This window comes from Stutzerimonas stutzeri (assembly GCF_000219605.1).
Taxonomy (GTDB): Bacteria; Pseudomonadota; Gammaproteobacteria; order Pseudomonadales; family Pseudomonadaceae; genus Stutzerimonas; species Stutzerimonas stutzeri.
On record NC_015740.1, the window covers coordinates 1838306 to 1864885 of the forward strand.

At 60.3% G+C, this 26580-nt stretch carries 23 protein-coding genes; 17 read left to right on the forward strand and 6 right to left on the reverse strand.

What is annotated here, in order from left to right; all coding sequences use genetic code 11:
- Positions 1–22 precede the first annotated feature (22 nt).
- Positions 23–502 (forward strand): DUF2231 domain-containing protein, encoded by a 480-nt coding sequence (locus PSTAB_RS08725; protein WP_013982584.1) that lies wholly within the window; start codon positions 23–25, stop codon positions 500–502.
- 102 nt (positions 503–604) lie between these two features.
- On the opposite strand, the gene PSTAB_RS08730 is transcribed toward PSTAB_RS08725, so the two are convergent.
- A complete protein-coding gene (locus PSTAB_RS08730) occupies positions 605–1018 on the reverse strand; it encodes a CopD family protein (RefSeq protein ID WP_011913003.1) in 414 nt (137 codons plus the stop codon).
- A gap of 105 nt (positions 1019–1123) precedes the next feature.
- Positions 1124–1975, reverse strand: coding sequence for an ion transporter (locus PSTAB_RS08735; protein ID WP_011913004.1), 852 nt, complete (start codon positions 1973–1975; stop codon positions 1124–1126).
- A gap of 189 nt (positions 1976–2164) precedes the next feature.
- On the opposite strand from PSTAB_RS08735, the gene moaA reads away from it, so the two are divergent.
- The 4 genes from moaA to ligA all read left to right on the forward strand — a co-directional run bounded on the left by moaA (position 2165) and on the right by ligA (position 10559).
- The gene (gene moaA / locus PSTAB_RS08740) at positions 2165–3160 is read left to right on the forward strand and encodes a GTP 3',8-cyclase MoaA (RefSeq protein WP_013982585.1); all 996 of its coding nucleotides are present in this window, start codon (positions 2165–2167) and stop codon (positions 3158–3160) included.
- A 234-nt stretch (positions 3161–3394) separates the two neighbouring features.
- Positions 3395–6883, forward strand: a complete 3489-nt coding sequence (smc, locus tag PSTAB_RS08745; RefSeq protein ID WP_013982586.1) for a chromosome segregation protein SMC — start codon at positions 3395–3397, stop codon at positions 6881–6883.
- Between the two features lie 181 nt (positions 6884–7064).
- Positions 7065–7886 (forward strand): cell division protein ZipA, encoded by an 822-nt coding sequence (gene zipA / locus PSTAB_RS08750; RefSeq protein WP_013982587.1) that lies wholly within the window; start codon positions 7065–7067, stop codon positions 7884–7886.
- Positions 7887–8189: 303 nt separating this feature from the next.
- The gene (ligA, locus tag PSTAB_RS08755) at positions 8190–10559 is read left to right on the forward strand and encodes an NAD-dependent DNA ligase LigA (RefSeq protein WP_013982588.1); all 2370 of its coding nucleotides are present in this window, start codon (positions 8190–8192) and stop codon (positions 10557–10559) included.
- Between the two features lie 22 nt (positions 10560–10581).
- On the opposite strand, the gene PSTAB_RS08760 is transcribed toward ligA, so the two are convergent.
- Entirely contained in the window at positions 10582–11619 is a 1038-nt protein-coding gene (locus tag PSTAB_RS08760) for an IS630-like element ISPa47 family transposase (RefSeq protein WP_013982509.1), read from the reverse strand.
- A 435-nt stretch (positions 11620–12054) separates the two neighbouring features.
- Here PSTAB_RS08760 and PSTAB_RS08765 point away from each other — a divergent pair, with 435 nt between their 5' ends.
- From PSTAB_RS08765 to PSTAB_RS08785, 5 genes are all read left to right on the forward strand, one after another.
- A complete protein-coding gene (locus tag PSTAB_RS08765; RefSeq protein ID WP_041771714.1) occupies positions 12055–12939 on the forward strand; it encodes a flagellin domain-containing protein in 885 nt (294 codons plus the stop codon).
- A gap of 115 nt (positions 12940–13054) precedes the next feature.
- On the forward strand, positions 13055–13375 hold the full coding sequence (locus PSTAB_RS08770) for a flagellar protein FlaG (RefSeq protein ID WP_013982591.1): 321 nt from the start codon (positions 13055–13057) through the stop codon (positions 13373–13375).
- A 57-nt stretch (positions 13376–13432) separates the two neighbouring features.
- Positions 13433–14863 (forward strand): flagellar filament capping protein FliD, encoded by a 1431-nt coding sequence (gene fliD / locus PSTAB_RS08775; protein WP_013982592.1) that lies wholly within the window; start codon positions 13433–13435, stop codon positions 14861–14863.
- 297 nt (positions 14864–15160) lie between these two features.
- Positions 15161–15547: a flagellar export chaperone FliS gene (gene fliS / locus PSTAB_RS08780; RefSeq protein ID WP_013982593.1), complete on the forward strand. Its 387-nt coding sequence runs from the start codon at positions 15161–15163 to the stop codon at positions 15545–15547.
- A 62-nt stretch (positions 15548–15609) separates the two neighbouring features.
- On the forward strand, positions 15610–15903 hold the full coding sequence (locus PSTAB_RS08785; RefSeq protein WP_003285453.1) for a flagellar protein FliT: 294 nt from the start codon (positions 15610–15612) through the stop codon (positions 15901–15903).
- A gap of 143 nt (positions 15904–16046) precedes the next feature.
- Here the strand turns inward: PSTAB_RS08785 and ppnP are convergent, their stop codons facing one another.
- Complete coding sequence (ppnP, locus tag PSTAB_RS08790; RefSeq protein WP_003302386.1) at positions 16047–16328, reverse strand: pyrimidine/purine nucleoside phosphorylase; 282 nt, start codon at positions 16326–16328, stop codon at positions 16047–16049.
- Positions 16329–16404: 76 nt separating this feature from the next.
- The gene (locus PSTAB_RS08795; RefSeq protein WP_013982594.1) at positions 16405–16746 is read right to left on the reverse strand and encodes a DMT family protein; all 342 of its coding nucleotides are present in this window, start codon (positions 16744–16746) and stop codon (positions 16405–16407) included.
- Positions 16747–16875: 129 nt separating this feature from the next.
- Here PSTAB_RS08795 and PSTAB_RS21905 point away from each other — a divergent pair, with 129 nt between their 5' ends.
- On the forward strand, positions 16876–17127 hold the full coding sequence (locus tag PSTAB_RS21905) for a YkgJ family cysteine cluster protein (RefSeq protein WP_080564974.1): 252 nt from the start codon (positions 16876–16878) through the stop codon (positions 17125–17127).
- Between the two features lie 134 nt (positions 17128–17261).
- Here PSTAB_RS21905 and gltA read toward each other — a convergent pair whose 3' ends face one another.
- Positions 17262–18533 (reverse strand): citrate synthase, encoded by a 1272-nt coding sequence (gene gltA, locus PSTAB_RS08800; RefSeq protein ID WP_003302389.1) that lies wholly within the window; start codon positions 18531–18533, stop codon positions 17262–17264.
- A gap of 347 nt (positions 18534–18880) precedes the next feature.
- Here gltA and sdhC point away from each other — a divergent pair, with 347 nt between their 5' ends.
- From sdhC to odhB, 6 genes are all read left to right on the forward strand, one after another.
- The gene (sdhC, locus tag PSTAB_RS08805) at positions 18881–19267 is read left to right on the forward strand and encodes a succinate dehydrogenase, cytochrome b556 subunit (protein ID WP_193384069.1); all 387 of its coding nucleotides are present in this window, start codon (positions 18881–18883) and stop codon (positions 19265–19267) included.
- Positions 19261–19629: a succinate dehydrogenase, hydrophobic membrane anchor protein gene (gene sdhD / locus PSTAB_RS08810; protein WP_011913018.1), complete on the forward strand. Its 369-nt coding sequence runs from the start codon at positions 19261–19263 to the stop codon at positions 19627–19629. Before sdhC ends, sdhD begins: the two co-directional genes overlap by 7 nt.
- 3 nt (positions 19630–19632) lie before the next feature.
- Complete coding sequence (gene sdhA, locus PSTAB_RS08815) at positions 19633–21405, forward strand: succinate dehydrogenase flavoprotein subunit (protein WP_013982596.1); 1773 nt, start codon at positions 19633–19635, stop codon at positions 21403–21405.
- Between the two features lie 10 nt (positions 21406–21415).
- The gene (locus PSTAB_RS08820; protein WP_013982597.1) at positions 21416–22120 is read left to right on the forward strand and encodes a succinate dehydrogenase iron-sulfur subunit; all 705 of its coding nucleotides are present in this window, start codon (positions 21416–21418) and stop codon (positions 22118–22120) included.
- Positions 22121–22412: 292 nt separating this feature from the next.
- The gene (locus PSTAB_RS08825; protein WP_013982598.1) at positions 22413–25244 is read left to right on the forward strand and encodes a 2-oxoglutarate dehydrogenase E1 component; all 2832 of its coding nucleotides are present in this window, start codon (positions 22413–22415) and stop codon (positions 25242–25244) included.
- A 71-nt stretch (positions 25245–25315) separates the two neighbouring features.
- Positions 25316–26548, forward strand: coding sequence for a 2-oxoglutarate dehydrogenase complex dihydrolipoyllysine-residue succinyltransferase (gene odhB / locus PSTAB_RS08830; RefSeq protein ID WP_013982599.1), 1233 nt, complete (start codon positions 25316–25318; stop codon positions 26546–26548).
- Positions 26549–26580: the final 32 nt, after the last annotated feature.

Consider the following 26580-nt stretch of genomic DNA (forward strand, 5'->3'; position numbering starts at 1 on the left):
GTTTGGAGCCTGGGAGGGCCGGATGGCCACAGAACGCGAGTCCATCAACAGTAACGCTGCCATTGCGGGCCATCCGCTGCACCCGATGATGATCCATTTCCCGGTCGCTGCCCTGATCGGTCTGGTGCCGGCGGACCTGGCCTACCTCTGGACTCTCGACGAGTTCTGGTGGCGTGCTGCGCTCTGGCTGTCCGGCGTCGGCGCGATCGGCGGCTGGATCGCCAGCATCGCGGGTGTCATCGACCTGGTATCGGTCCAGCAGATCCGCCGCAAGGTCACCGCCTGGTGCCATGCGATCCTGGCGGTGATGATGCTGTCGTTGGCCTCGCTGAACTGGCTGCTGCGCTACCAGGGCATGGACCGCGGCGACGGCGACGCGATGTGGGGGCTGTATCTCTCGCTGCTCACGGCCGTGCTGATTTCCCTGGCCGCTTTCCTTGGCGGGCGGCTGGTCTACGAGCACGCGGTCGGTGTGGATCTGGATGGCGAGCAGGCGCCCTGAGCCGTCGCAACGACGTGCCGGAGACGGCCAGCTCGGGCAGGCGGGATGGGAATGGTCGAGGCGGGCCGGGCGATCGGTCATGCGGGGCGGTCATTCCTTGAGTCAGAAGGGTTTGGCCAGTACCAGCCACAGGGTCAGGGCAATCAGAACCGGCACCAGTACACCCAGTGCCATGCACTGGTATGTGACGCCGCGCTCCGGCTCACGTTCGATACGCAGGACCAGAACGCCACACAGCGCATGACAGAGCGCCATGGCGGTGACCACCGTGAGTTTCATGATCAGCCAGCCGGCGAGGGTGCCGTCACGCAGGAACAATGCCGTGCCGGACCCAATGGCCAGTAGCGCGGCCGGTGTGCTGATGAGGGTGAAGACCATGCGGGTGAGGTGGGCATGGTCGCGGTAGAACAGCTGCTCGCTGCGCTTGGTGCCGGCGGCGATCATCGCCGGAAGATAGAGCAGCGAGCCGCACCAGCAGAGCAGGGCGGCGAAATGCAGCAGTTTGAGCAAGGGCATGCCGGTCTCCATCCTGCCTGACGCGAATCTGAGGATGTGACAGTGGCGCTTCAGGGCAGTTCGTCGCTTTTGCCGGCGACCTGCCTTCCCGGTCGTTCGCGGGTGTCAGCTTTGTGTCTGCTGCTCTCTCGGCTCGAACAGCTGGCTGCCGCAGCGGCTGCAGAATGCTGCGTTGGGTTCGTGGGTGAGCTTGTCGCAGGTGGGGCAGTTGTGGCGCAGGCTGTCCTGGCGCATCGCATTGGCCAGCTCGGCGGTGAAGATGCCGGTCGGCACGGCGATGATCGAGTAACCGGTGATCATCACCACGGTGGCCAGCGCCTTGCCCAGCGGTGTCAGCGGGACGATGTCGCCGAATCCGACGGTGGTCAGGGTGACCACCGCCCAGTAGATGCTCATCGGAATGCTGGTGAAGCCGTTGCTCGGGCCCTCGATGACGTACATCAACGTACCGTAGACGATGATCAGGGTGGTCACGCTGAGCAGGAAGACAATGATCTTCTGCCGACTGCCCTGCAGCGCCACCAGCAGGAAGTTGGCCTGGCTGAGATAGGGCGCGAGCTTGAGGACGCGGAATATCCGCAGCATCCGGATGACGCGCACCACCAGCAGGTACTGCGCATCCGGGAACAGCAGGGCGATGAAGGCCGGCAGCACCGAGAACAGGTCCACCATGCCGTAGAAGCTGAGGATGTACTTGCGGGGTTCGGGGTGAGTGTAGATGCGCAGCACGTACTCGACGGCGAAGATCGCCGTGAAGCCCCATTCCAGATTGGTCAGCAACTGGCCGTGCCGCTCGTTGAACGAGGCGATGCTGTCGAGCATCACCACCACCAGGCTGGCGAAGATGATCACCAGCAGCCAGGTGTCGAAGCGCTTGCCGGCCGGAGTGTTGGTGAAAAAGATGATGGTGTAAAGGCGCTCACGCCAGCTCATTGCTTTCAGGGAGTCGTTGTCCATTGGCCGTGGTCTCTCGCATGGGTGGCAGATTTCGCGGTCGCCTGCCAAAGCGGTCCATTAAAGCATTGCCCCGGGCTGGCTGCATGCCACTCGGTGGCGTTGGCGGTACGCCATTGGTAACGTCGCTTTGCCTGAATCGTACTTAGCGCATAGTCTGAACACAGGCGCATCCCGCAGTTGGAGAGTTCCATGCCCGATTCCCAGTTGGTCGACCCATTCGGCCGGCGCATCACCTACCTGAGGTTGTCGGTAACCGACCGCTGCGATTTTCGCTGCACCTATTGCATGAGCGAGGACATGGTCTTCGCGCCCCGTGCGCAGATCCTCACGCTCGAAGAACTCTATGCGGTGGCCGATGCCTTCATCAGCCTGGGCGTCAAACGCATCCGCGTGACCGGTGGCGAACCGCTGGTGCGCAAGGGGCTGACCGGCTTGCTGGCGCGGCTCGGTGCGCGCAACGAACTGGAAGATCTGGCCATCACCACCAACGGCTCGCAGTTGCCGAGCCTGGCTGCATCGCTGCGCGAAGCCGGCGTGAGACGGCTCAATATCAGCCTCGACTCGCTCAAACGCGAGCGTTTCGCCGAGCTGACCCGCCGTGACCGGCTCGATCAGGTGCTCGAAGGCATCGAGGCTGCGCGTAGCGCCGGCTTCAAACGCATCAAGCTCAACAGCGTGGTGCAGAAGGGCCGCAACGACGACGAGATTCTCGACCTGGTGGAGTTCGCCATCGAGCGTGGGCTGGATATCAGTTTCATCGAAGAGATGCCGCTGGGCAGCGTGTCCAGCCATCAGCGCCAGATAACCTTCTGCTCCAGCGACGAGGTACGTGAGCGCATCGAGGCACGCCATACGCTGGTGCGCAGCAGCCATGCCACAGGTGGTCCTTCGCGCTACTGGCAGGTGGCCGGCAGCGAGACGCAGGTCGGCTTCATCTCGCCGCACAGCAACAACTTCTGCGGCAGCTGCAACCGCGTGCGCGTGACAGCCGAGGGCAAGCTCGTGCTGTGCCTTGGCCACGAGGGCGCGCTGGATCTGAAAAGCCTGATGCGGCGCTATCCGGGCGACAGCGAGCGCCTGCGCAACGCCCTGGTGGATGCGTTGCAGCTCAAGCCGGAAAAGCATCACTTCCGCACCGACGAGCAGGTTCAGGTGGTGCGTTTCATGAGCATGACCGGCGGCTGAGACCGTTTCGTCTTCCATTCTCTGAATGGCGCTTCATTTCCGTGATCATCCTGTCGCCATAGAGCATGGCGTGGCCCGCGGCTGCGTTTCTGTGCACCGACGCGCTGCGAGTCAACCGGAGTGCCGTGATAAACTTCGCGGCTTCTTGCCAGCAGCCCAATCGATGCCAGGAATCCCGATGCTCATGGCGACTCCGCTTGTTCGTTCCCCCGTCGACCGCCACGGATAGGCCGCATGCGACTGAAAAGCATCAAACTCGCCGGTTTCAAATCCTTCGTCGATCCCACTACGGTCAGCTTCCCGAGCAACATGGCGGCGGTGGTCGGCCCGAACGGTTGCGGAAAATCCAACATCATCGACGCCGTGCGCTGGGTCATGGGCGAAAGCTCGGCGAAGAACCTGCGCGGCGAGTCGATGACCGACGTCATCTTCAACGGCTCCAACACCCGCAAGCCGGTGACCCAGGCGAGCATCGAGCTGATCTTCGACAACTCCGACGGTACGCTTACCGGCGAGTACGCCGCCTTCGCCGAAATCTCCATCCGCCGCCGCGTCACCCGTGACTCGCAGAACACCTACTTCCTCAACGGGGTGAAATGTAGGCGCCGCGACATCACCGATATCTTCCTCGGCACCGGCCTCGGACCACGCAGCTATTCGATCATCGAACAGGGCATGATCTCCAAGCTGATCGAGGCCAAGCCCGAGGATCTGCGCAACTTCATCGAGGAGGCGGCCGGCATCTCCAAGTACAAGGAGCGCCGGCGCGAAACCGAGAATCGTATCCGTCGCACCCACGAGAACCTGGCGCGCCTGACCGACTTGCGCGAAGAGCTGGAGCGTCAGCTCGAACGCCTGCATCGTCAGGCGCAGTCGGCGGAGAAGTATCAGGAGTACAAGGCCGAGGAGCGCCAGCTCAAGGCGCAGCTGTCGGCACTTCGTTGGCAGGCCTTGAACGAGCAGGTGGGCCAGCGCGAGCAGGTCATCGGTGATCAGGAGGTCGCCTTCGAAGCGCTGGTGGCCGAACAGCGCAGCGCTGATGCGAGCATCGAGCGCCTGCGGGACGGTCACCATGAGCTGTCCGAACGGTTCAATCAGGTGCAGGGTCGCTTCTATTCGGTCGGCGGCGACATCGCGCGCGTCGAGCAGAGCATCCAGCATGGGCAGCAGCGCCTGCGCCAGTTGCAGGACGATCTGCGTGAGGCAGAACAGGCGCGCCTTGAGACCGAGTCGCACCTTGGCCACGACCGCACGCTGCTGGCCACGCTCGGCGAGGAGCTGGCGATGCTCGAGCCGGAACAGGAGTTGTCCGGCGCCGCTGCCGAAGAGTCCGCCGCCCAGCTGGAAGAAGCCGAAGCCGCCATGCAGGCCTGGCAGGAACAGTGGGAGCGCTTCAACCAGCACAGCGCCGAGCCGCGCCGCGCCGCGGAAGTGCAGCAATCGCGCATCCAGCAGCTGGAGCAGAGCCTGGAACGCCTGGCCGAGCGTCAACGCCGGCTGGATGACGAACGCGCGCTGCTGGCGGCCGACCCCGAGGACAGGGCGATGCTCGACCTCGACGAGCAACTGGCGGCCAGCGAGCTGGATCTCGAGGCGCTCGCCGCGGTGGCCGAGGAGCTCAACGAGCGCCTGGAGCAGCTGCGCGACGAGCTGCAGCAGGCGACTCGGGCTCAGCAGCAGGCGCAAGGCGAACTGCAGCGCCTCAATGGCCGGATCGCGTCCCTCGAAGCCTTGCAGCAAGCGGCGATGGAGCCGGGCAAGGGGGTCGCCGAGTGGTTGCGCGAACAGGGGCTGGAACAGCGCCCACGCCTGGCAGATGGGCTACGGGTCGAGCCGGGCTGGGAGCTGGCGGTGGAAACCGTGCTGGGCGCAGATCTACAAGCGGTGCTGCTGGACGATTTCGCCGAGGTCGAGCTTGCAGGCTTCCAACAGGGCGCATTGAATCTGGTCAGCGCGCCGCGCGGCGGTGACCGCCGCCCGGGCAGCCTGCTGGAGCGGGTCGAGTCGGCGCTTGATCTTTCGCCATGGCTGGGCCACGTGCGACCGGTCGAGTCGCTGGAACGCGCATTGGCCGAGCGCCCGTCGCTGGCGGAGGGCGAGAGTCTGGTCAGCCGGGATGGCTATTGGGTCGGCCGGCATTTTCTGCGGGTGCGTCGCGCCAGCGAGGCGGAATCCGGCGTGTTGGCGCGTGGGCAGGAACTGCAGCGCCTGCTGGCCGAGCGTGATGAACGCGAAGCGAGCCTGGCGGCGATGGAGGATCGCGTCACCGCGTTGAGCGGCGAACAGTCCCGACTCGAAGGTGAGCGCGAGCTGCAACGTCGTCAGCAACAGGAAGAAGCACGCAAGCACAGTGACCTCAAGGCCAGGCTGTCGGCCGGTCAGGCGCGGCTGGAACAGCTAGCGCTGCGTCGTCGTCGGCTGGACGAGGAGCTTGCCGAGCAGCAGGAACAGCGCGAGATCGAGACCGAACAGCTGGGTGAAGCGCGCCTGCAGTTGCAGGAAGCGCTGGAGACGATGGCGCAAGACACCGAGCAGCGCGAAACCCTGCTGGCCAGCCGCGATGGCATCCGCGAGCGGCTCGATCGCATTCGCCAGGATGCCCGTCAGCACAAGGACCAGGCGCATCAGCTGGCGTTGCGGGTCGGTTCGCTCAAGGCGCAGTACGAGTCCACCCGGCAGGCGCTGGAGCGATTGGAGCAACAGTTCGAACGTGCCATCGAGCGCCGCGAGCAGCTGACGCTGAACCTGGAGGAGGGCGAGGCACCGCTGGAAGAACTGCGCATGAAGCTCGAAGAGCTGCTGGAGCGTCGTATGGGTGTCGAAGACGAACTCAAGCATGCGCGACTGGCCTTGGAAGACGCCGACCGCGAGCTGCGTGATGCCGAAAAACGCCGCACTCAGGCCGAGCAGCAAGCGCAGCTGCTACGTGGGCAGCTGGAGCAGCAAAGGCTGGATTGGCAAGGGCTGAGCGTCCGCCGCAAGGCGTTGCAGGACCAGCTGCAGGAGGACGGCTACGATCTGCATGGCGTGCTTGGCACGCTCCCTGCCGATGCAGACGAGCCGCGTTGGGAGGCGGAGCTGGAGCGCCTTGGCCAGCGCATTCAGCGCCTGGGCCCGATCAACCTCGCGGCGATCGATGAGTACCAGCAGCAATCGGAACGCAAACGTTACCTCGATGCGCAGAACGATGATCTGGTCGAGGCGCTGGATACGCTGGAAAACGTCATCCGCAAGATCGACCGGGAAACTCGCAACCGCTTCAAAGAGACCTTCGATCAGATCAACGGTGGCCTGCAGGCGCTTTTCCCGAAAGTGTTCGGCGGCGGCAATGCCTATCTGGAACTTACCGGAGAAGATTTACTCGATACCGGGGTGGCGATCATGGCGCGTCCGCCCGGAAAGAAGAACAGCACCATTCACCTGCTTTCCGGTGGCGAAAAGGCGTTGACGGCGCTGGCGCTGGTTTTTGCCATCTTCCAGCTCAATCCCGCGCCGTTCTGCATGCTCGATGAAGTTGACGCACCGCTGGATGATGCGAACGTCGGTCGATACGCGCGCTTGGTGAAGGAGATGTCGGAGAAAGTGCAATTCATCTACATCACCCACAACAAGATCGCCATGGAAATGGCCGATCAGCTGATGGGTGTGACCATGCATGAGCCGGGCTGCTCACGCCTGGTGACGGTCGACGTCGAACAGGCCGTTGCACTCGCTGAAGCCTAGGATTAAGCCGCGTGTTTGAGCATTTTTGATACAAGGAACGCTATAAAAAGAGAACTACCGCACGGTGCAAAGTTACCGTTCGTCGTGCTAGCTTAGAGCACAATTTTTGCGATGCGCTTGAAGCAGTCCCAAGTGACTGTTCGTTGCGTCTTTATCATCGAATTCAGAGGTTAAAGCATTAATGGATATCGGTCTGCGCGAGTGGCTGATCGTCATCGGCATCATTGTCATTGCCGGCATTCTGTTCGACGGCTGGCGTCGCATGCGCGGTGGCAAGGGCAAGCTGAAATTCAAGCTGGACCGCAGCCTCTCCAACCTTCCCGATGCCGACGATTCTCCGGAGCTTCTAGGCCCGGCGCGTGTGGTTAATCGCGATCAAGAGCCTTCTCTGGATGAGGGCGACATGCCGACGATGAGCGCGCGCGAGTCCGGCAAGAAGCGCCGGCAGAACGAACCCTTTCAGGGCGACCTCCAGCTCAACGGCGACGAGCCTGTACCGACGCTGCTCGATCCGGTTGTTGGTGATGACGAGGAAGGGAAAGATCAGCCGCAGAAAGAACTGGCGCCCGTCGAGGAAGTACTCGTCATCAACGTCATTTGCCGTGATCCTCACGGTTTCCGTGGTCCGGCGCTGCTGCAGAACATTCTCGAGAGTGGCCTGCGCTTCGGCGAAATGGACATCTTCCATCGCCACGAAAGCATGGCCGGCAATGGCGAGGTGCTGTTCTCCATGGCCAATGCCGTCAAGCCTGGTACTTTCGATCTGGACGACATCGATCACTTCACCACGCCGGCCGTGAGCTTCTTCCTTGGTCTGCCCGGCCCACGCCATCCCAAGCAGGCCTTCGATGTCATGGTTGCTGCGGCGCGCAAGCTGTCCCAGGAGCTCAACGGCGAGCTGAAGGATGACCAGCGCAGCGTTCTCACCGCCCAGACCATCGAGCACTACCGCCAGCGCATCGTCGAGTTCGAGCGCCGGCAGATGACCATCAAGCAGCGTTGAGTGATATTTGCACCGGGCCTTGCGCCCGGTGTTGTGTGTTAGCAGACGTGGCTTGCTCGCGCCGTCTCATGCTCCTGTCTCCAGTGCAGGCATTCCATTGACGGGCGCGCTCCGCCTCTGTCCATCAGTGAGCAGTTTGATTCGGGATGGCTGAGGCCGTCCCGCTGCGCTTCCAGCCTCCGACTAGCCAAAGCCGCGAACCTGCCTTCGATTGCGCATTCGGCTAGAATCCGACGCCTCACTATCAACCAAGGCGCGCTGATACGGTCTGAATCAGCACAGCCCCAGCCACGGCTCCGTCTTATGCCTTCCGCCCAAACCGCCGCCGAGCGCATCGCCGAACTGCGCGGCGAAATTGACGCCCACAATTATCGCTACTACGTGCTCGACGAGCCGAGCGTTCCTGACGCCGAGTACGACCGCCTGTTTAACGAGCTCAAGGCGCTCGAAGCAGAGCACCCGGAACTGGTGACGCCTGAGTCGCCAACCCAGCGGGTTGGAGGAGCGGCACTGGCGGCGTTCGGTCAGGTACGCCATGAAGTGCCGATGCTGAGCCTGGGCAATGCCTTCGAGGAGCAGGACCTGCTCGATTTCGACCGCCGCGTGCGCGAAGGGCTGGATCTGCCGGCGGGCGACCTGTTCGGAGATGGCGCGGTTGTCGAATACAGCTGCGAACCCAAGCTCGACGGTCTGGCGGTCAGCCTGCTCTATGAGAACGGCCATCTGGTGCGCGGCGCCACCCGCGGTGACGGCAGCACGGGTGAGGACATCAGCGCCAACGTGCGCACCGTGCGCAACATTCCATTGAAGCTGCATGGCACTGGCTGGCCGGCGGTGCTCGAGGTGCGCGGCGAGATCTACATGCCCAAGGCCGGCTTCGAAGCGCTGAATGCGCGGCAGCTGGAAAGCGGCGGCAAACCCTTCGCCAATCCTCGCAACGCCGCTGCTGGAAGCCTGCGTCAGTTGGATTCGAAGATCACTGCCAGCCGTCCGCTCGAACTTTGTGCCTACGGCGTCGGCCGCAGCGACGGCGAACTGCCTGACACGCACATCGGTATTCTCCAGGCCTTGAAAGGTTGGGGTCTGCCCATCAGCCGTGAGCTGAAACTGGCCAAGGGCGTCGCCGAATGCCGCGCCTATTACGACGCCATCGGTGAAAAGCGCGACGCGCTGCCTTACGAAATCGACGGTGTGGTGTTCAAGGTCAACGCGGTCGCGCAGCAGCGTGAGCTGGGCTTCCGGGCGCGCGAGCCGCGCTGGGCCATCGCCCACAAGTTTCCCGCGCGGGAGGAAATCACCGAACTGCTCGATGTAGAGTTCCAGGTCGGCCGTACCGGCGCGATCACCCCGGTGGCCCGGTTGAAGCCGGTGCAGGTGGCGGGCGTTACGGTTTCCAACGCGACGCTGCACAACATGGATGAAGTGGCGCGGCTTGGCGTGATGATCGGCGATACGGTGATCGTGCGACGTGCAGGCGACGTGATTCCCCAGATCCTCGGCGTAATCGCCGAACGCCGCCCGGTCGACGCGCGCGCCGTGCATGTGCCGGAGCAGTGCCCGGTGTGCGGTTCTGCCGTGGAGCGTACCCAGCTGATCAAGCGCAGCAAGGGGCGTGAGTCGGTGAGCGAAGGCTCGATCTACCGTTGCGTCGGCCGGCTGGCCTGTCAGGCGCAGCTTAAGCAGGCGATCATCCATTTCGTATCGCGCCGAGCGATGGATATCGACGGCCTGGGTGACAAGATCGTCGAGCAGCTGGTCGACAGGGGGTTGGTCAAATCGCCGGCGGATCTCTACTGCCTGACCCATGAGCAGGTCATCGACCTGGAAGGTTTCGCCGAAATTTCCACGCGCAACCTGCTCAACGCCATCGATGCCAGCCGCAAACCGAGCCTCGCAAGGTTCGTCTATGCCCTAGGCATCCCAGACGTCGGTGAGGAAACCGCCAAGTTGCTTGCGCGGGCGCTAGGTTCGCTGGAGCGAATCAGCAGTGCATTGCCCGACGTGCTCGTCTACCTGCCCGACGTTGGGCTGGAAGTCGCTCATGAAATCCATAGCTTCTTCGAGGACGAACATAACCGCACGGTCATCGCGCTGCTGCGCGAACGCGGCGTCGAACCGCAGGAGGAGGGCGACGTACACCCGGAATTCGCCGCGTGCGCGACGCTGGCTGACCTGCTCGACCGGCTCAACATCCCCCATATCGCCCGCACCGGTGCGCAGCGTCTGGCAGAGCGTTTCGGCACGCTCGAGGCAATCATCGCCGCCGACTGGCTCGATCTGCGTCAGGTTGAACGGCTGAACGAAAAGGCCGCGCGCTCACTGCGTGACTATTTCGACAAATCTGGTAACGCCGAGCGCGCCCGTGCTATCGAAGCCCAGCTGCGGGATTTCGGTATGCACTGGGAGAGCGAGAGGAAATCTGCGGAAGGCCTGCCGCTGGCCGGGCAGACCTGGGTACTGACCGGCACGCTGGAAACCATGAGTCGTGATGAAGGCAAGGCGCGGCTGGAGGCTTTGGGGGCAAAGGTCGCCGGTTCAGTATCCGCCAAAACCAACTGCGTAGTAGCGGGCCCTGGCGCGGGCTCGAAGCTCACCAAAGCCAACGAACTCGGCGTGGCGGTGCTCGACGAAGCGCTATTCCTCGAGCGTCTCGCACAGCTTGGTTCATATTAACCCGGCAATCAAATACACCAAATCATGCTGCGTAGGCGATACGTGGATGCCGGAAATAAGAACGGATTCTTTGAGGGCGTAATTGCAATCGTCTCATGACCGAGCGAACACGCCTTTCCAGTTCGTCCTGATTACGCGCCGGCAAGCCCGTGCGAACCTGATGTTTCAAATCACAATTCAAATACTCGTCAGGGTTCAACTCCGGGGCGTAGGCCGGCAAGAAGAACAGTTCGATTTGCTCTTTGCGGTCGCCAACCCAGGCGCTCACCTTTTTGCTGTGGTGTACGCGCAGGTTGTCGAGAATCAGGAACACCTTGCGGCCCTGAGCATCGCGAATCAGGCGACTCAGGAAGCGAATCAGCACTGGGGCTGTCAGCGTTTCCCGATACAGCATGAAGCGCAGTTTGCCCCGATTGGTCACGGTGGAAATCATGTTGGTGGAAAAACGACTGCCGCTGACCAGGCGCACCGGCGTTTCGCCAATAGGGGCGTAGCTGCGGCCAGCATGGCTGTCACTGCGCATACCGGTTTCGTCGCCCCACTGAATCTCACCATTCTCAGCCTTGGCCCGCTGTGCGATGCGTGGATATTCATTATCCAGCCAGTGCTGAACCACTTCAGGTTTCTGCTGATAAGCCCGATGCAGTGGGCGCTGCGGGGTGTAGCCCCAACGCTTGAGGTATTCACCAACCGTTCGAACCGGCATGAGAAAACCACAGCGCTGGCGGATCAGTTCTCGCACCGCATCACGCGTCCAGAGCGCAAAGCCGAGCTTGAGTTGGTCGGGCATCTTATCGGTCATCAAGGTGCGAATCAGCACTTCCTGGCTGGAGCTCAAACTGCGGCGATCACCCTGGCGCACACCACGCTGGCCGCCGGCAATGGCAGCCTTTTCGCCTTTATGTTCTGCGACCTGCGCCCAGTGAGCAATAGTGCGGGGGTGAACACCAACCGCTTCGCCAATAGCCTTGTAGGTGTAACCCTGCTCACGCATGCGTAGGGCCGTGGAGCGCTTTTCACGTTGTTCTTGGGGGCTGAGTTTACGGGCATCTATTTTCATGGAGACAGATTATCTAATATGCCCTATTTATTTGCCAGGTTAATAGCAGCCTCATCCCAGCGAGCCTCGCTATCATACCCGCTCCCCAAAGTTTCACCGAACTGTGGGAGCGGCCTTGGCCGGGACGCGCCAGCAAAGCTCACCAGCAGTGGCCGAGCTTCCTTTGACTCCAGGTCAGGGAAACGGCTTCAGCCATCCCCTAAAGTTTTCCCCGCTTCACCCGAAAAGCTAGTCAAGCAAGTCCGCAATGTGGATGCGCTGGCGTAGCGTTGGAGCGGTACCGGGCTCACGAAAAAGTTCGAATCTGCCCTAAAGCCAACCCAAACGGCGCCGATAAGCTAATCGAATGCGAACTCGATGGGTGCCTGGGCAAAGCCGGACCCGGAGTCGCAAGCTCAGGCAAACCAAAGTAACCAGCGCCCCTGGAGGCTCATCATGGCTCTTACTGTAAATACCAACATTGCTTCGCTGAATACTCAGCGCAACCTCAGCAATTCGTCTAATGCGCTGCAAACTTCCATGCAGCGTCTGTCTACCGGTAGCCGTATTAATGGTGCGAAAGATGATGCTGCGGGTCTGCAGATCTCTAACCGCCTGACCAGCCAAATCAACGGCATTGGTGTAGCCGTACGCAACGCAAACGATGGTATTTCGATGGTCCAGACCGCAGAGGGTGCTTTGCAGCAGTCCACGAATATACTCCAGCGTATGCGAGATTTGGTTCTACAAGCAGGGAACGGTAGTAATAGTGCCGAAGATAAAAAGTCTCTTAATCTTGAAGTAAACGAGTTGCAAAAAGAACTTAACCGTATTGCGGATACAACTTCGTTTGGAACCAAAAAGCTTCTCAACGGTAACGTTGAAGGTGCTAATAACGCTCCTGAGGCGGCTGATAACAAAGTTACTTTCCAAGTTGGTGCCTACGGCGGCACGGGAGACACTATCGAGATAGTGTTTGGCGGCAAAATGGACGCGGCAACACTTAAGGTAAGTGCGACCGAAGTGAATTTGGAAAAGATCGGTGCTGTCGAAAGCCCGCTTACAGTGGCGAAAATGCTCGAATCTATTGACGCTGCTATTGAAACGATTGATGCCCAGCGCGCCACTTTCGGTGCAGTGCAAAACCGCTTCGACAACACAATTGCGAACCTGCAGAACATTCAGGAAAACGTCTCTGCCGCACGCGGCCGTATTCAGGACACCGACTTCGCTGCCGAAACCGCCAACCTGAGCAAGAACCAGATCTTGCAACAGGCTGGTACTGCAATCCTGGCCCAGGCCAAGCAGCTGCCACAGGCCGTCCTTAGCCTGCTCCAGTAAGCCGGGCGTAGTGGATGGGGTGGTATTGCTACCCCATCCATTTATTGAGAGGTGAACCATGGACGTCGCAAGAATTGCGTTTAATTCCCTTGCGTCATCCTCTGACAACACTGCGATGCCCAGCCCCCGTTCGGAGGCTGGGCTTTCGTCGTCTAGTGCAGAGAATGAAGCCGGCAAGGCTAGTGCAGAGAATGAAGCCGGCAAGGCTGAACAGAAACTGGATGTTGGCGAGGCGGTAGAGCGTATTCGCACGCAGATGCAGACGCTGCAGCGCGATCTGAATTTCAGTGTCGACGACTCCACCGGCCAGGTGGTGGTGCAGGTGCTCGACGGTGATTCGGGCAAGGTGGTGCGGCAGATTCCCTCCGAGGATATCCTGCGGCTGGCCGAGCGCCTGGATGAGATGCGCAGCCTGCTGTTCGAGGCAACGGCCTGACGGCACGGTTCTTGTTTGTGGGATGTGTGACTGTGGTTAATTTGACGAGGTGAGGCTATGGCAGGCGTAACAGGTATTGGCTCGGGTATCGACATCGACAGCATCGTGAAGAGCATGGTGGCTGCTGAGCGCGCGCCCAAGGAGTCGCAGCTCGCCAACCTCGAGATGAAGACCACCACGCAGATCACTGCCATCGGTGCGCTGAAAAGCGCGATCAGTGATTTTCAAACTGCCCTTCGCGGCTTGAACAAGCCGGAGCTGTTTCAGGCACGTTCAGCAACGTCGAGCAAGTCGGACCTGGTAGGTGTTACCGCTGGCACAACGGCCGGCGCGGGGAGCTATCAGGTTGAGGTTAAGGAGCTTGCAACCAGCAGTAAGGTTGCATTGGCTGCCGTGAAAAGTACGGCAGAAGCACCCGCGCGCTTTGGAAGTGGCTCACTGGAGATAAAGCTCGGCAATGAGGGCTCGTTCTCCATTACGGTCGATGAAAGCAACAATACATTGGCTGGCATACGCGACGCCATCAACAAGCAGGGCGCTGAAAAAGGCGTAACGGCAACCATCGTTACCGACGATCAGGGCGCTCGCCTGGTGCTGAGCAGCAGTAAGACGGGGGCGGATAAGGACATCACTGTTGGAGCCTCGCCGTCCGGGGTAGCAGGTGAAGGCCAGCAAAGCCTGAGTGTTCTGGCGTTCGATGGCGTGGAGCCAGATGATGACGCTGGGCCTCGCATCCTGGCCCAGGCTCAAAGTTCGGTTATTACCGTAGACGGGCTCACAGTCACCAGCGAAACCAATAAGGTCGAGGGCGCCATTGAGGGCGTCACGCTCGATCTAAAAGCCAAGACAGCCAAAGATGAGCCGCTGACCATCAACGTCGCGGAAGACAAAGCGGGCGTTAAAAAGCAGATCCAGTCTTTTGTCGATAGCTACAACAAGCTGATCGGCGTGATCAATGAGCAGACGAAAGTTACCAGCGTGGGTGATGGCAAGGCGCCGGTCACCGGTGCTCTGGTGGGTGATGCCACGGCGCGAACCTTGTTGGGGACGATTCGCAGCGAGTTGACCAATGTGCAAGGTGAAGGCGCCCTCCGTGCGCTGGCCGACTTGGGCATTACCACGCAGAAAGACGGCACGCTGAAGATCGACGATGACAAGCTGAGCAAGGTAATGGACAGCAACTTTACCGAGTTGCCGGCGTTGTTCACGGGTGAAAAAGGCATTGCCACTCGCCTAGACGAGAAGCTGAAGCCCTATACCGAAACGGGCGGCATTCTTGAGCAGCGCAACAAGGTAATGACCGAGACGATTTCGAACATCGACAAGCAGAAGGAAGATCTTAATAGGCGCATGACCTCGCTGCAGGATCGCCTGTTCAAACAGTTCAACGCGATGGACTTGCTGGTGGGTCAGCTCGCCAATACATCCAGCAGCCTGCTTGCTTCTCTGGAAAATCTGCCCTGGGCAGCTAATAACTCCAAGAGGTAAGTTGGGTCACTAGCGGAAATCGCCCACCCAGCACCTAACACTAACTTGTTGTTGGCGGCTCGGGGTGGGTCGTAGCCTTCGTGCATGCCTGTAGCTCCGTTCGCCGCGAGGGCGCGCCTCCTACAGATTGGTTGCTCACTGCCGCTCTCGTGGGAGGCCCGACCTCGGGGTAACTTTCTGAGCTGAACAGCATTGCGCCCCTGCAGACAGCCTTTTTTGTTTGTTCATTTGCTCAAGTCTGGCCGTTCGCTACCGATACCTTGGGCATGTGATTGATGTGACGAGAGGCTCATCCAAATGTACGCAATGGCAGCAATGAAGCAGTACCAGCAGGTCGGGGTGCAGGCTCAGGTAGGCGAGGCCGATCCGCATCGTTTGATTCAGATGCTGATGCAGGGCGGTCTGGATCGTATCGCGCAGGCCAAGGGCGCGATGGAGCGTGAAGCCTATGCCGAGAAGGGCGTGCTCATTGGCAAGGCGATCAACATCATCGGCGGCCTGCGTGACGCGCTGGACAAGGACGTGGGTGGCGAGCTGGCGGATAACCTTGATCGCCTTTATGAGTACATGACGATGTGCCTGTTCGAGGCCAGCCGGCATAACAATATCGACAAGCTGAACGAAGTTGGCAGGCTGCTCGGCGAGATAAAACTCGCCTGGGATCAGATTGCCCCGAAGGGTTGATCTATCATGTACCCAGTTCATCATATAGCGCGTTCAGCGACGCTGATCGATCTGGAGAATATATGAGTTCAAAAGCACGCCTTTTCGCCGACTTCACTGAGCGGTTGCGTAATGCGCTAGCAAACGGGGATTGGGAAGGGATCGCCGCTCTGGACGATGACTGCAGCGCTCTGATTGCGACTTTACAGGATGAAGATGCAGCGGACGCTGAGCTGCGTGAAGCGATCGAGGCGATGGCCGAGGTATACGCCAAGCTTCAAGCGGCGGGACGCTCGGAGCGCGAACGGCTTGCGCAGGAACTCACCAAGTTGAGCCAGGGCAAACAGGTGACACAGGCCTATAAGCCGTTGGGCTGATGGTGGGGCATCAGCTGTTCTGCGTTTGGTGATGTTCAGTCGGTGAGTGAGCTGCGACGCTCAAGCCTCAAAAGTCCCTTACGGAAGGTGGATGGCGCAACGTCCATCCACCTGGCTAGCGCCTCAGGCAGTGTTCGTTCGCCTTAGCGATACTCGCAAAGATAAGCCGTATCCACCTTGACCTTCAACTGAAATTTGCTGTTCGCCGGTACGGTGAACTGGCTGCCGCTGGCAAAGGTTTCCCAAGCATCGCTACCCGGCAGTTTCACGTCCAGGCTGCCGGCAACTACGTGCATGACTTCCAGTTGGGCGGTGCCGAACTCGTATTCACCTGGCGCCATGACGCCGATCGTGGCCGGGCCTTCAGTCATGTCGAACGCGATGGATTTGACGGTGCCGTCGAAGTACTCGTTAACCTTGAACATTTGGGTGCCTTTGCAGGGTTGGAAAAGGGGCGCCAGTATGCCCAAGCGCCCGGGCTTGCGTCACCTGGCATGCGTGCTAGCTGCGGAATATGAAGTACACGGCTCCGATCAGGCAAAGCCCTGCCCATAGATAATCGAGCTTCAATGGCTGCTGCATGTACAGCACGCTGAACGGAACGAACACCATGAGGGTGATCACTTCCTGCATGATCTTCAGCTGTCCAACTGAGAGTTCCGTATAGCCGATGCGGTTTGCCGGCACCATCAGCATGTATTCGAAGAATGCGATGCCCCAGCTGATCAATGCGGCGATAAGCCAGGGTTTACCGTTCAGGCTTTTCAGGTGGCCGTACCAGGCGAAGGTCATGAACAGGTTGGAGCAGCAGAGCAGGGCGGCGGTTTGCAACCAGACGGGCATGATGGTTGTGGGCTCGAAATGATGACGCGCTAGGGTATTTCCAAGCGTTTTCGTCTGCAATGACGCATCTGGTGCGTAAGCTTCGGCCGGATTATTATCGCGCCCGTTTTTTCACTGAGTGGCAGTTATATGGATTGTCGCCCCGGTTGCGGTGCCTGCTGCATCGCGCCTTCCATCAGCTCACCTATCCCCGGTATGCCGCTCGGTAAAAGTGCTGGGGAACGCTGTGTTCAATTAAGCGCTGACTTTCTCTGTTTGCTGTTCGGTGATCCGCGGCGGCCGGCCGTGTGCTCGGCTTTTTCGGCTGACCCTGTTTGTTGTGGGGAAAGCAGGGCGGACGCAATTCGTCTTCTTGGCTGGCTGGAGCAGGCGACGGCGTAGCGATAGTCCGGGTGGTACTGCGTAGAGGCCGCGTCCTCTAGGGGGTCCGGCTCGTACTTACGCACTACAACTAATGGTTCTGCAAAAGCAAAAAAGGCTGCCCAAGGGCAGCCTTTTTTGCGCGAGCTTGTCGCTTAACGCGGCAGATCGCGCTTGGCGTGGCCGGTGTACAGCTGACGCGGACGACCAATCTTCTGGCCGGATGCGATCATTTCTTTCCAGTGAGAGATCCAGCCGACAGTGCGCGCCAGGGCGAAGATGACGGTGAACATGCTGGTCGGAATGCCGATGGCCTTGAGGATGATGCCCGAGTAGAAGTCCACGTTCGGGTACAGGTTGCGCTCAGCGAAGTAAGGATCGTTGAGGGCAATCTCTTCCAGCTTCATGGCCAGATCCAGTTGCGGGTCATTGATGCCCAGCTCGCCCAGAACCTCGTCGCAGGTCTGCTTCATGACCTTGGCGCGCGGGTCGAAGTTCTTGTAGACGCGATGTCCGAAGCCCATCAGCTTGAACGGATCGTTCTTGTCCTTGGCCTTGGCCAGGAACTTCTCGACGTTCGATACGTCGCCAATCTCGTCCAGCATGGTGAGTACGGCTTCGTTCGCACCGCCGTGAGCCGGTCCCCACAGGGCGGCGATGCCGGCCGCGATGCAGGCAAATGGGTTGGCGCCGGTGGAGCCTGCCAGGCGTACGGTGGAGGTGGAGGCGTTCTGCTCATGGTCGGCGTGCAGGATGAAGATGCGATCCATTGCCTTGGCCAACACCGGGCTGATCGGTTTGATCTCGCACGGGGTGTTGAACATCATGTGCAGGAAGTTTTCCGAGTAGCTCAGGTCGTTGCGCGGGTACATCAGCGGCTGACCGATCGAGTACTTGTAAACCATCGCGGCGATGGTTGGCATCTTGGCGACCAGGCGCACCGCGGAAATTTCGCGGTGGTGCGGGTCGTTGATGTCCAGCGAATCGTGGTAGAAGGCTGAAAGCGCGCCGACAACGCCACACATGATGGCCATGGGGTGGGCGTCACGACGGAAACCATTGAGGAAGGACTTCAGCTGCTCGTGAACCATGGTGTGGTTCTTCACGGTGCTGACGAACTGTGCCTTCTGTTCGGCGGTCGGCAGTTCCCCGTTCAGCAGCAGGTAGCAGGTTTCCAGATAGTCGGATTTCTCTGCCAGCTGCTCGATCGGATAGCCGCGATGCAGCAGGATGCCCTTGTCGCCATCGATGTAGGTGATCTTGGACTCGCAAGAGGCGGTCGACATGAAGCCGGGATCGAAGGTGAAGTGACCCGTGGAGGTCAGGCTTCGTACGTCAATTACATCAGGCCCTACGGTACCGGTTAAAACGGGCAGTTCGACGGGGGCAGCGCCCTCGATGATCAACTGCGCTTTCTTGTCAGCCATGTATGGCCTCCTGTTTTGTGCTTGGAATCATCATGGCCCCCCACGCAGGGCCCGCATCACTATAGTGTGATAAACCGCAAAGTCAATTTGCGCGAACCCATGCCGTAGAGGGCTCTGCAGGGGGATGCGTACAGCTTGGGTGCACTGTTTACGGCATTTATATAGAGGTCGCTATCAGCCTTTAGTGGCACTTCACCACATTGTCATTAGTGACCTAACTGTTTATACTCGGAAACCGACCGGCAGGGGCCTTACAGGCAGTATTCTGTAGGTTGTCACTCGTGGGTAGCGGGTACTGCTGCGTACTCTTCCCAACAACTTTGCCCTGCGCTCTGGGGCTCTCAAGTGTGAAAAAAGCCGTGAAAAGCCAACGACCTGTAAACCTAGATCTTAGGACAATAAAACTCCCCATCACTGCTTACACGTCGATTCTCCACCGTGTATCCGGTGTCATCCTGTTCGTCGGTATCGCCTTGCTGCTGCTCGCGCTCGATACCTCGCTGTCTTCTCCGGAAGGCTTCGAGGAGGTCCGTGCGTACCTGGGTAGCCCTCTGGCCAAGCTGGTGAGCTGGGCGTTGCTGTCCGCACTGCTGTACCACCTTGTGGCGGGTGTTCGTCACCTGATCATGGATTCTGGCCATGGTGAGACGCTGGAAGGCGGCAAGCTGGGCTCGAAAGTCGTAATCGCCGTATCGGCGGTGCTGATCGTTCTGGCGGGAGTGTGGATATGGTAACCAATGTCACCAACTTTTCGCGCTCGGGTCTGTACGACTGGATGGCGCAGCGCGTTTCTGCAGTGGTTCTTGCGGCTTATTTTCTGTTCCTGCTTGGGTACCTGATCGCGAACCCGGGACTGGAGTACACCCAGTGGCACGCGCTGTTCTCGGCCAACTGGATGCGCATCTTCAGCCTGCTGGCTCTGGTCGCCCTGAGTGTGCACGCGTGGGTAGGCATGTGGACGATCTCCACCGACTACCTGACCAACATGGCGATCGGTAAGTGGGCTACCGGCGTTCGTTTCCTGTTCCAGGCGGTGTGTGGCATTGCCATGTTCACCTTCTTCGTCTGGGGCGTGCAGATTCTTTGGGGTATCTGATTCATGGCTAACATTCGTACGCTTTCTTTTGATGCCATCATCGTCGGTGGCGGTGGCGCCGGTATGCGCGCGGCGCTGCAGCTGTCCCAGTCCGGTCACAAGACTGCTGTGGTCACCAAGGTTTTCCCGACTCGTTCGCACACCGTTTCCGCTCAGGGCGGCATCACCTGCGCCATCGCTTCGGCCGACCCGAACGATGACTGGCGCTGGCACATGTACGATACCGTCAAGGGCTCCGACTACATCGGTGACCAGGACGCTATCGAGTACATGTGTTCCGTAGGCCCTGAGGCGGTGTTCGAGCTCGAGCACATGGGGTTGCCGTTCTCCCGTACCGAGCAGGGTCGCATCTATCAGCGCCCGTTCGGTGGGCAGTCCAAGGACTTCGGTAAGGGTGGCCAGGCCGCTCGTACCTGTGCCGCTGCAGACCGTACCGGTCACGCACTGCTGCACACTCTTTATCAGGGCAACCTGAAGAACGACACCGTGTTCCTCAACGAGTGGTACGCGGTCGACCTGGTGAAGAACCAGGACGGCGCAGTCGTTGGTGTCATCGCCATCTGCATCGAAACCGGCGAAACCGTCTACATCCGTTCCAAGGCTACCGTGCTTGCCACTGGTGGCGCTGGTCGCATCTATGCATCGACCACCAACGCCCTGATCAACACCGGTGACGGTGTAGGTATGGCTCTGCGTGCCGGTGTCCCGGTTCAGGATATCGAGATGTGGCAGTTCCACCCGACCGGTATCGCCGGTGCCGGCGTGCTGGTGACCGAGGGTTGCCGCGGTGAAGGTGGCTACCTGATCAACAAGCATGGCGAGCGCTTCATGGAGCGTTACGCGCCGAACGCGAAGGACCTGGCCGGTCGCGACGTCGTTGCACGTTCGATGGTCAAGGAAATCCTGGCGGGCAACGGTTGCGGTCCGGATGGCGATCACGTGATGCTGAAGCTGGATCACCTGGGCGAAGAAGTGCTGCACAGCCGTTTGCCTGGTATCTGCGAGCTGTCGAAGACCTTCGCTCACGTCGATCCGGTCGTCGCACCGGTGCCGGTTGTTCCGACCTGCCACTACATGATGGGTGGTATCGCCACCAACATCCATGGTCAGGCGATTACTCAGGACGCCAACGGCAACGACAAGATCATCGATGGTCTGTTCGCTGTGGGCGAAGTGGCCTGCGTATCCGTACATGGTGCCAACCGTCTGGGCGGCAACTCGCTGCTCGACCTCGTTGTGTTCGGCCGCGCTGCCGGTCTGCACCTGGAGAAGGCGCTGAAGGAAGGTATCGAGCATCGCGGTGCCAGCGAAACCGATCTGGATGTTGCGCTGGGGCGTCTGGCTGGTATCAACGAGCGCAGCACCGGCGAAGACGTTGCTCCGCTGCGCAAGGAGCTGCAGAGCTGCATGCAGAACTACTTCGGTGTATTCCGTACTGGCGAATACATGCAGAAGGGCATCGCTCAGCTGGTGGATCTGCGTCAGCGTATCGCCAACGTCAAGATCTCGGACAAGAGCCAGGCGTTCAACACTGCGCGCATCGAGGCGCTTGAGTTGCAGAACCTTCTGGAAGTCGCCGAGGCTACTGCAATTGCCGCGGAGCACCGCAAGGAATCCCGTGGCGCCCATGCTCGCGAAGATTTCGAAGAGCGTGATGACGAGAATTGGCTGTGCCACACCCTGTACTTCCCGGGTGACAAGCGCGTTGCCAAGCGTGCCGTGAACTTCGCTCCGAAGACCGTTCCGGCATTCGAGCCCAAGGTTCGGACTTATTGAGGTCGCCGATATGTTGCAAGTGAGTGTTTATCGCTACAACCCCGATCAGGACGAAAAGCCGTTCATGCAGGACTTCCAGGTCAATACCGAAGGTAAAGACCTGATGGTTCTGGACGTCTTGGCTCTGATCAAGGAACAGGACCAGGGTTTCTCCTATCGTCGCTCCTGCCGCGAAGGCGTGTGCGGTTCCGACGGGATGAATATCAATGGCAAGAACGGTCTGGCTTGCATCACCCCGCTGTCCTCCGTGGTCAAGGGCAACAAGCTGGTCATCCGTCCGCTGCCAGGTCTGCCGGTCATTCGTGACTTGGTCGTCGATATGAGCATCTTCTACAAGCAGTACGAGAAAGTGCGCCCGTATCTGATGAACGATACGCCGCCGCCGGCTATCGAACGACTGCAAAGTCCGGAAGATCGCGAGAAGCTGGACGGTCTGTACGAGTGCATTCTGTGCGCTTGTTGCTCGACCAGCTGCCCGTCGTTCTGGTGGAACCCTGACAAGTTCCTCGGTCCCGCTGCGTCGCTGCAGGCCTACCGTTTCCTGGCCGACAGTCGCGACACCGAAACCGAGAATCGTCTGGCCGGTCTGGACGATCCGTTCAGTGTGTTCCGCTGCCGCGGTATCATGAACTGCGTCGACGTTTGTCCGAAGGGATTGAACCCTACCAAGGCAATCGGTCACATACGCAACATGCTGCTGCAGAGCGGTACCTGATGACACCCCGGTCGGGAAAGGTTATGCGCTAGCCTGGAACGGCCGGATTGCTTTACCCGTGACACCTGCGGCGCCGAAGTCGAAGCTCGGCGCCGTAGTTTTAGTAGGAATCCCAGCTCACAAAGCCGGGATTTCACTCTGAAAATTTGATGACCAGCAGGAGCATCCGGGTTGTGCCCGGGAACTATCTGCGCGGTCCGTAGTGGCTTTACCTGAGTCGCTGCTTCAGAACTTGGGAAGTCATGCTGCGGTTTCCACGCTGGTGGTGTCTCCTTATCGAAGGTGACCAGACATGCAAGAAAGCGTAATGCAGCGCATGTGGGACAGTGCCCACCTATCCGGTGGTAACGCTGCCTATGTGGAAGAGCTTTATGAGCTCTACCTGCACGATCCCAACGCTGTGCCCGAAGAGTGGCGCACTTACTTCCAGAAGTTGCCCTCCGGTGGCAGCGCTTCAGCCGATGTATCGCATTCGACGATCCGCGACCACTTCGTCCTGCTGGCCAAGAACCAGCGCCGTGCTCAGCCTGTATCCGCAGGCGCTGTCAGCAGCGAGCATGAGAAGAAGCAGATTGAAGTCCTGCGCCTGATCCAGGCCTACCGAGTGCGCGGCCATCAGGCAGCACAGCTCGATCCGCTTGGCCTGCAGCAGCGCACCGCACCCGCCGATCTGGCGATCAACAATTACGGTCTGACCGACGCTGATCTCGACACCGTGTTCCGCACCGGTGACCTGGCCATGGTCAACGGCCAGGCCACTCTGCGCGAAATCGTCAACGCTCTGCAAGAAACCTATTGCCGCACCATCGGCGCGGAATACATGCACATCGTTGATTCCGAGCAGCGCAGCTGGTTCGTCCAGCGCTTGGAAAGCGTGCGTGGCCGTCCGGAGTTTTCGCCGGAAATCAAGAGTCATCTGCTCGAGCGTCTTACCGCTGCCGAAGGTCTGGAGAAGTACCTGGGTACCAAGTATCCGGGCACCAAGCGTTTCGGCCTGGAAGGTGGCGAGAGCCTGATTCCGCTGCTCGACGAGATCATCCAGCGCTCCGGCTCCTACGGCACCAAGGAAATCGTCATCGGCATGGCCCACCGCGGCCGTCTGAACGTGCTGGTCAACACCTTCGGCAAGAACCCGCGCGACCTGTTCGACGAGTTCGAAGGCAAGAAGGTCGAAGGCCTGAGCTCCGGTGACGTCAAGTATCACCAGGGTTTCTCTTCCAACGTGATGACCCCGGGCGGCGAGATCCACTTGGCTATGGCGTTCAACCCGTCGCACCTGGAGATCGTTTCTCCGGTGGTCGAGGGTTCCGTACGCGCCCGCCAGGATCGTCGCAACGACCCGGTTGGCGACAAGGTCCTGCCGGTCACCATCCACGGTGACGCAGCCTTCGCCGGTCAGGGTGTCGTGATGGAAACCTTCCAGATGTCGCAGACCCGTGCCTACCGCACTGGCGGCACCATCCGCATCGTGGTCAACAACCAGGTCGGCTTCACCACCAACAAGCAGGAAGATGCTCGCTCCACCGAGTATGCGACCGACGTGGCGAAGATGATCCAGGCGCCGATCTTCCACGTGAACGCTGACGATCCCGAGGCGGTGCTGTTTGTCACCCAGCTTGCCGTCGACTATCGGATGCAGTTCAAGCGCGACATCGTCATCGACCTGATCTGCTACCGCCGTCGCGGCCACAACGAAGCGGACGAGCCAAGCGGTACCCAGCCGCTGATGTATCAGAAGATCGCCAAGCAGCGCACCACCCGTGAGCTGTACGCCGACTCGCTGATTCAGTCCAAGGTACTGGACGACGAGCGTGTTCAGGCGAAGATCGACGAGTATCGGACTGCGCTGGACAACGGTCTGCACGTGGTCAAGAGCCTGGTCAAGGAGCCGAACAAGGAGCTGTTCGTCGACTGGCGCCCCTATCTGGGTCATGCCTGGACCGCACGTCACGACACCAGCTTCGATCTGAAGACCCTGCAGGACCTGTCCAACAAGCTGCTGCAGACGCCGGAAGGCTTCGTAGTGCAGCGCCAGGTTTCGAAGATCCTCGAGGACCGCCAGAAGATGGGCGCAGGCGCGCTTGCCATCAACTGGGGCTATGCCGAGACCATGGCCTACGCAACGCTGCTGTTCGAAGGCCACCCGGTACGTATTTCCGGCCAGGACGTGGGTCGCGGTACCTTCTCGCATCGCCACGCAGCGCTGCACAACCAGAAGGATGGCAGCACCTACATCCCGCTGCAGCACCTGTACGAAGGCCAGCCGCGTTTCGATCTGTACGACTCCTTCCTTTCCGAGGAAGCGGTTCTTGCGTTCGAATACGGTTACGCCACTACTACGCCGAACGCGCTGGTGGTGTGGGAAGCGCAGTTCGGCGACTTCGCCAACGGCGCCCAGGTGGTCATCGACCAGTTCATCACCAGCGGTGAGCACAAGTGGGGCCGTCTGTGCGGTCTGACCATGCTGCTGCCGCATGGCTATGAAGGGCAGGGGCCTGAGCACTCGTCCGCGCGTCTGGAGCGTTACCTGCAGCTGTGCGCCGAGCACAACATCCAGGTCTGCGTACCGACCACGCCGGCACAGGTCTACCACATGCTGCGTCGTCAGGCGATTCGCCCGCTGCGCAAGCCGCTGGTAGCACTGACGCCCAAGTCGCTGTTGCGCCACAAGCTGGCCACCTCGACCCTGGAAGAGCTGACTCAGGGCTCCTTCCAGACGGTGATTCCGGAGATCGATCCGATCGATCCGGCCAAGGTCGAGCGCGTCATCATGTGCAGCGGCAAGGTCTACTATGACCTGCTGGACAAGCGCCGTGCCGAAGGCCGTGACGATATCGCCATCGTCCGTATCGAGCAGCTTTATCCGTTCCCAGAGGAAGACCTCGCCGAGGCGCTCGCGCCGTATCAGAACGTCAAGCACATCATCTGGTGTCAGGAAGAGCCGATGAACCAGGGCGCCTGGTACTGCAGCCAGCACCACATGCGCCGTGTTGCGACCGCACACAAGAAGGAACTGTTCCTTCAGTATGCGGGTCGTGATGCATCGGCGGCACCGGCGGTCGGTTACGCCTCGATGCATGCCGAGCAGCAGGAAAAACTGCTGCAGGACGCGTTCACCGTTTAATCCATTCGTGCGAGAGGCCGCGAACGTTCGCGGCCTCGATGTAGAAACCGAATCAATAGGACCCCTGAATAATGGCTATCGAGATCAAAGCCCCTACATTCCCGGAATCGGTCGCCGACGGCACCGTTGCCACCTGGCACAAGCAGCCGGGCGACGCGGTTAAGCGTGATGAACTGATCGTCGACATCGAAACTGACAAGGTGGTCATGGAAGTACTGGCCGAAGCAGACGGCGTGCTGACCGAGATCGTCAAGAACGAAGGCGACACCGTGCTGAGCGGCGAGCTGCTCGGCAAGCTGGAAGCAGGCGCTGCTGCCGCCGCTGCACCCGCTCAAGCTGCCGCCCCGGCCCCGGCCCCGGCCGCTGCTGCTCCGGCAGCCGCTGCCAGCGCGGGTGGCGAAGAGCCGATCCTGGCCCCGGCGGCCCGCAAGCTGGCCGAAGAGAACGGTATTGATCCGAACAGCATCCGCGGTACCGGCAAGGACGGTCGCGTGACCAAGGAAGACGTCGTCGCCGCCGTCGAAGCCAAGAAGTCCGCTCCGGCTGCCGCTGCCAAGCCGGCCGCTCCTGCCGCTGCGGCTCCGATCTTCGCCGAGGGTGATCGCGTCGAGAAGCGCGTGCCGATGACCCGCCTGCGTGCCAAGGTCGCCGAGCGTCTGGTCGAAGCCCAGTCCTCCATGGCTATGCTGACTACGTTCAACGAAGTCAACATGAAGCCGATCATGGAACTGCGCGCCAAGTACAAGGACCTCTTCGAGAAGACCCATAACGGCGTGCGCCTGGGCTTCATGTCCTTCTTCGTCAAGGCTGCGGTGGAAGCGCTCAAGCGCCAGCCGGGCGTCAATGCCTCCATCGACGGCAACGACATCGTCTACCACGGTTATCAGGACATCGGCGTCGCCGTTTCCAGCGACCGCGGTCTGGTGGTGCCGGTCCTGCGTAACGCCGAGCACATGAGCCTGGCGGAGATCGAAGGCGGCATCAACGAGTTCGGCAAGAAGGCCAAGGCCGGCAAGCTGACCATCGAGGAAATGACTGGCGGTACCTTCACCATCTCCAACGGTGGTGTGTTCGGTTCCCTGCTGTCGACCCCGATCGTCAACCCGCCGCAGACTGCCATCCTCGGCATGCACAAGATTCAGGAACGTCCGATGGCCGTCAACGGTCAGGTGGTCATCCTGCCGATGATGTACCTGGCGCTGTCCTATGACCATCGCTTGATCGACGGCAAGGAAGCTGTGACCTTCCTGGTTACCATGAAGGACCTGCTGGAAGACCCGGCCCGTCTGCTGCTGGATATCTGATAGAAACGCCCCGGGCTGCAGTTGGCAGGTCA

What these genes read in the sequence shown, in the direction of transcription:
- PSTAB_RS08725 (WP_013982584.1), top strand. Translation starts at nt 23, where the DNA reads ATGGCCACAGAACGCGAGTCCATCAACAGTAACGCTGCCATTGCGGGC.
- PSTAB_RS08730 (WP_011913003.1), bottom strand. Translation starts at nt 1,018, where the DNA reads ATGCCCTTGCTCAAACTGCTGCATTTCGCCGCCCTGCTCTGCTGGTGC.
- PSTAB_RS08735 (WP_011913004.1), bottom strand. Translation starts at nt 1,975, where the DNA reads ATGGACAACGACTCCCTGAAAGCAATGAGCTGGCGTGAGCGCCTTTAC.
- moaA (WP_013982585.1), top strand. Translation starts at nt 2,165, where the DNA reads ATGCCCGATTCCCAGTTGGTCGACCCATTCGGCCGGCGCATCACCTAC.
- smc (WP_013982586.1), top strand. Translation starts at nt 3,395, where the DNA reads ATGCGACTGAAAAGCATCAAACTCGCCGGTTTCAAATCCTTCGTCGAT.
- zipA (WP_013982587.1), top strand. Translation starts at nt 7,065, where the DNA reads ATGGATATCGGTCTGCGCGAGTGGCTGATCGTCATCGGCATCATTGTC.
- ligA (WP_013982588.1), top strand. Translation starts at nt 8,190, where the DNA reads ATGCCTTCCGCCCAAACCGCCGCCGAGCGCATCGCCGAACTGCGCGGC.
- PSTAB_RS08760 (WP_013982509.1), bottom strand. Translation starts at nt 11,619, where the DNA reads ATGAAAATAGATGCCCGTAAACTCAGCCCCCAAGAACAACGTGAAAAG.
- PSTAB_RS08765 (WP_041771714.1), top strand. Translation starts at nt 12,055, where the DNA reads ATGGCTCTTACTGTAAATACCAACATTGCTTCGCTGAATACTCAGCGC.
- PSTAB_RS08770 (WP_013982591.1), top strand. Translation starts at nt 13,055, where the DNA reads ATGCCCAGCCCCCGTTCGGAGGCTGGGCTTTCGTCGTCTAGTGCAGAG.
- fliD (WP_013982592.1), top strand. Translation starts at nt 13,433, where the DNA reads ATGGCAGGCGTAACAGGTATTGGCTCGGGTATCGACATCGACAGCATC.
- fliS (WP_013982593.1), top strand. Translation starts at nt 15,161, where the DNA reads ATGTACGCAATGGCAGCAATGAAGCAGTACCAGCAGGTCGGGGTGCAG.
- PSTAB_RS08785 (WP_003285453.1), top strand. Translation starts at nt 15,610, where the DNA reads ATGAGTTCAAAAGCACGCCTTTTCGCCGACTTCACTGAGCGGTTGCGT.
- ppnP (WP_003302386.1), bottom strand. Translation starts at nt 16,328, where the DNA reads ATGTTCAAGGTTAACGAGTACTTCGACGGCACCGTCAAATCCATCGCG.
- PSTAB_RS08795 (WP_013982594.1), bottom strand. Translation starts at nt 16,746, where the DNA reads ATGCCCGTCTGGTTGCAAACCGCCGCCCTGCTCTGCTGCTCCAACCTG.
- PSTAB_RS21905 (WP_080564974.1), top strand. Translation starts at nt 16,876, where the DNA reads ATGGATTGTCGCCCCGGTTGCGGTGCCTGCTGCATCGCGCCTTCCATC.
- gltA (WP_003302389.1), bottom strand. Translation starts at nt 18,533, where the DNA reads ATGGCTGACAAGAAAGCGCAGTTGATCATCGAGGGCGCTGCCCCCGTC.
- sdhD (WP_011913018.1), top strand. Translation starts at nt 19,261, where the DNA reads ATGGTAACCAATGTCACCAACTTTTCGCGCTCGGGTCTGTACGACTGG.
- sdhA (WP_013982596.1), top strand. Translation starts at nt 19,633, where the DNA reads ATGGCTAACATTCGTACGCTTTCTTTTGATGCCATCATCGTCGGTGGC.
- PSTAB_RS08820 (WP_013982597.1), top strand. Translation starts at nt 21,416, where the DNA reads ATGTTGCAAGTGAGTGTTTATCGCTACAACCCCGATCAGGACGAAAAG.
- PSTAB_RS08825 (WP_013982598.1), top strand. Translation starts at nt 22,413, where the DNA reads ATGCAAGAAAGCGTAATGCAGCGCATGTGGGACAGTGCCCACCTATCC.
- odhB (WP_013982599.1), top strand. Translation starts at nt 25,316, where the DNA reads ATGGCTATCGAGATCAAAGCCCCTACATTCCCGGAATCGGTCGCCGAC.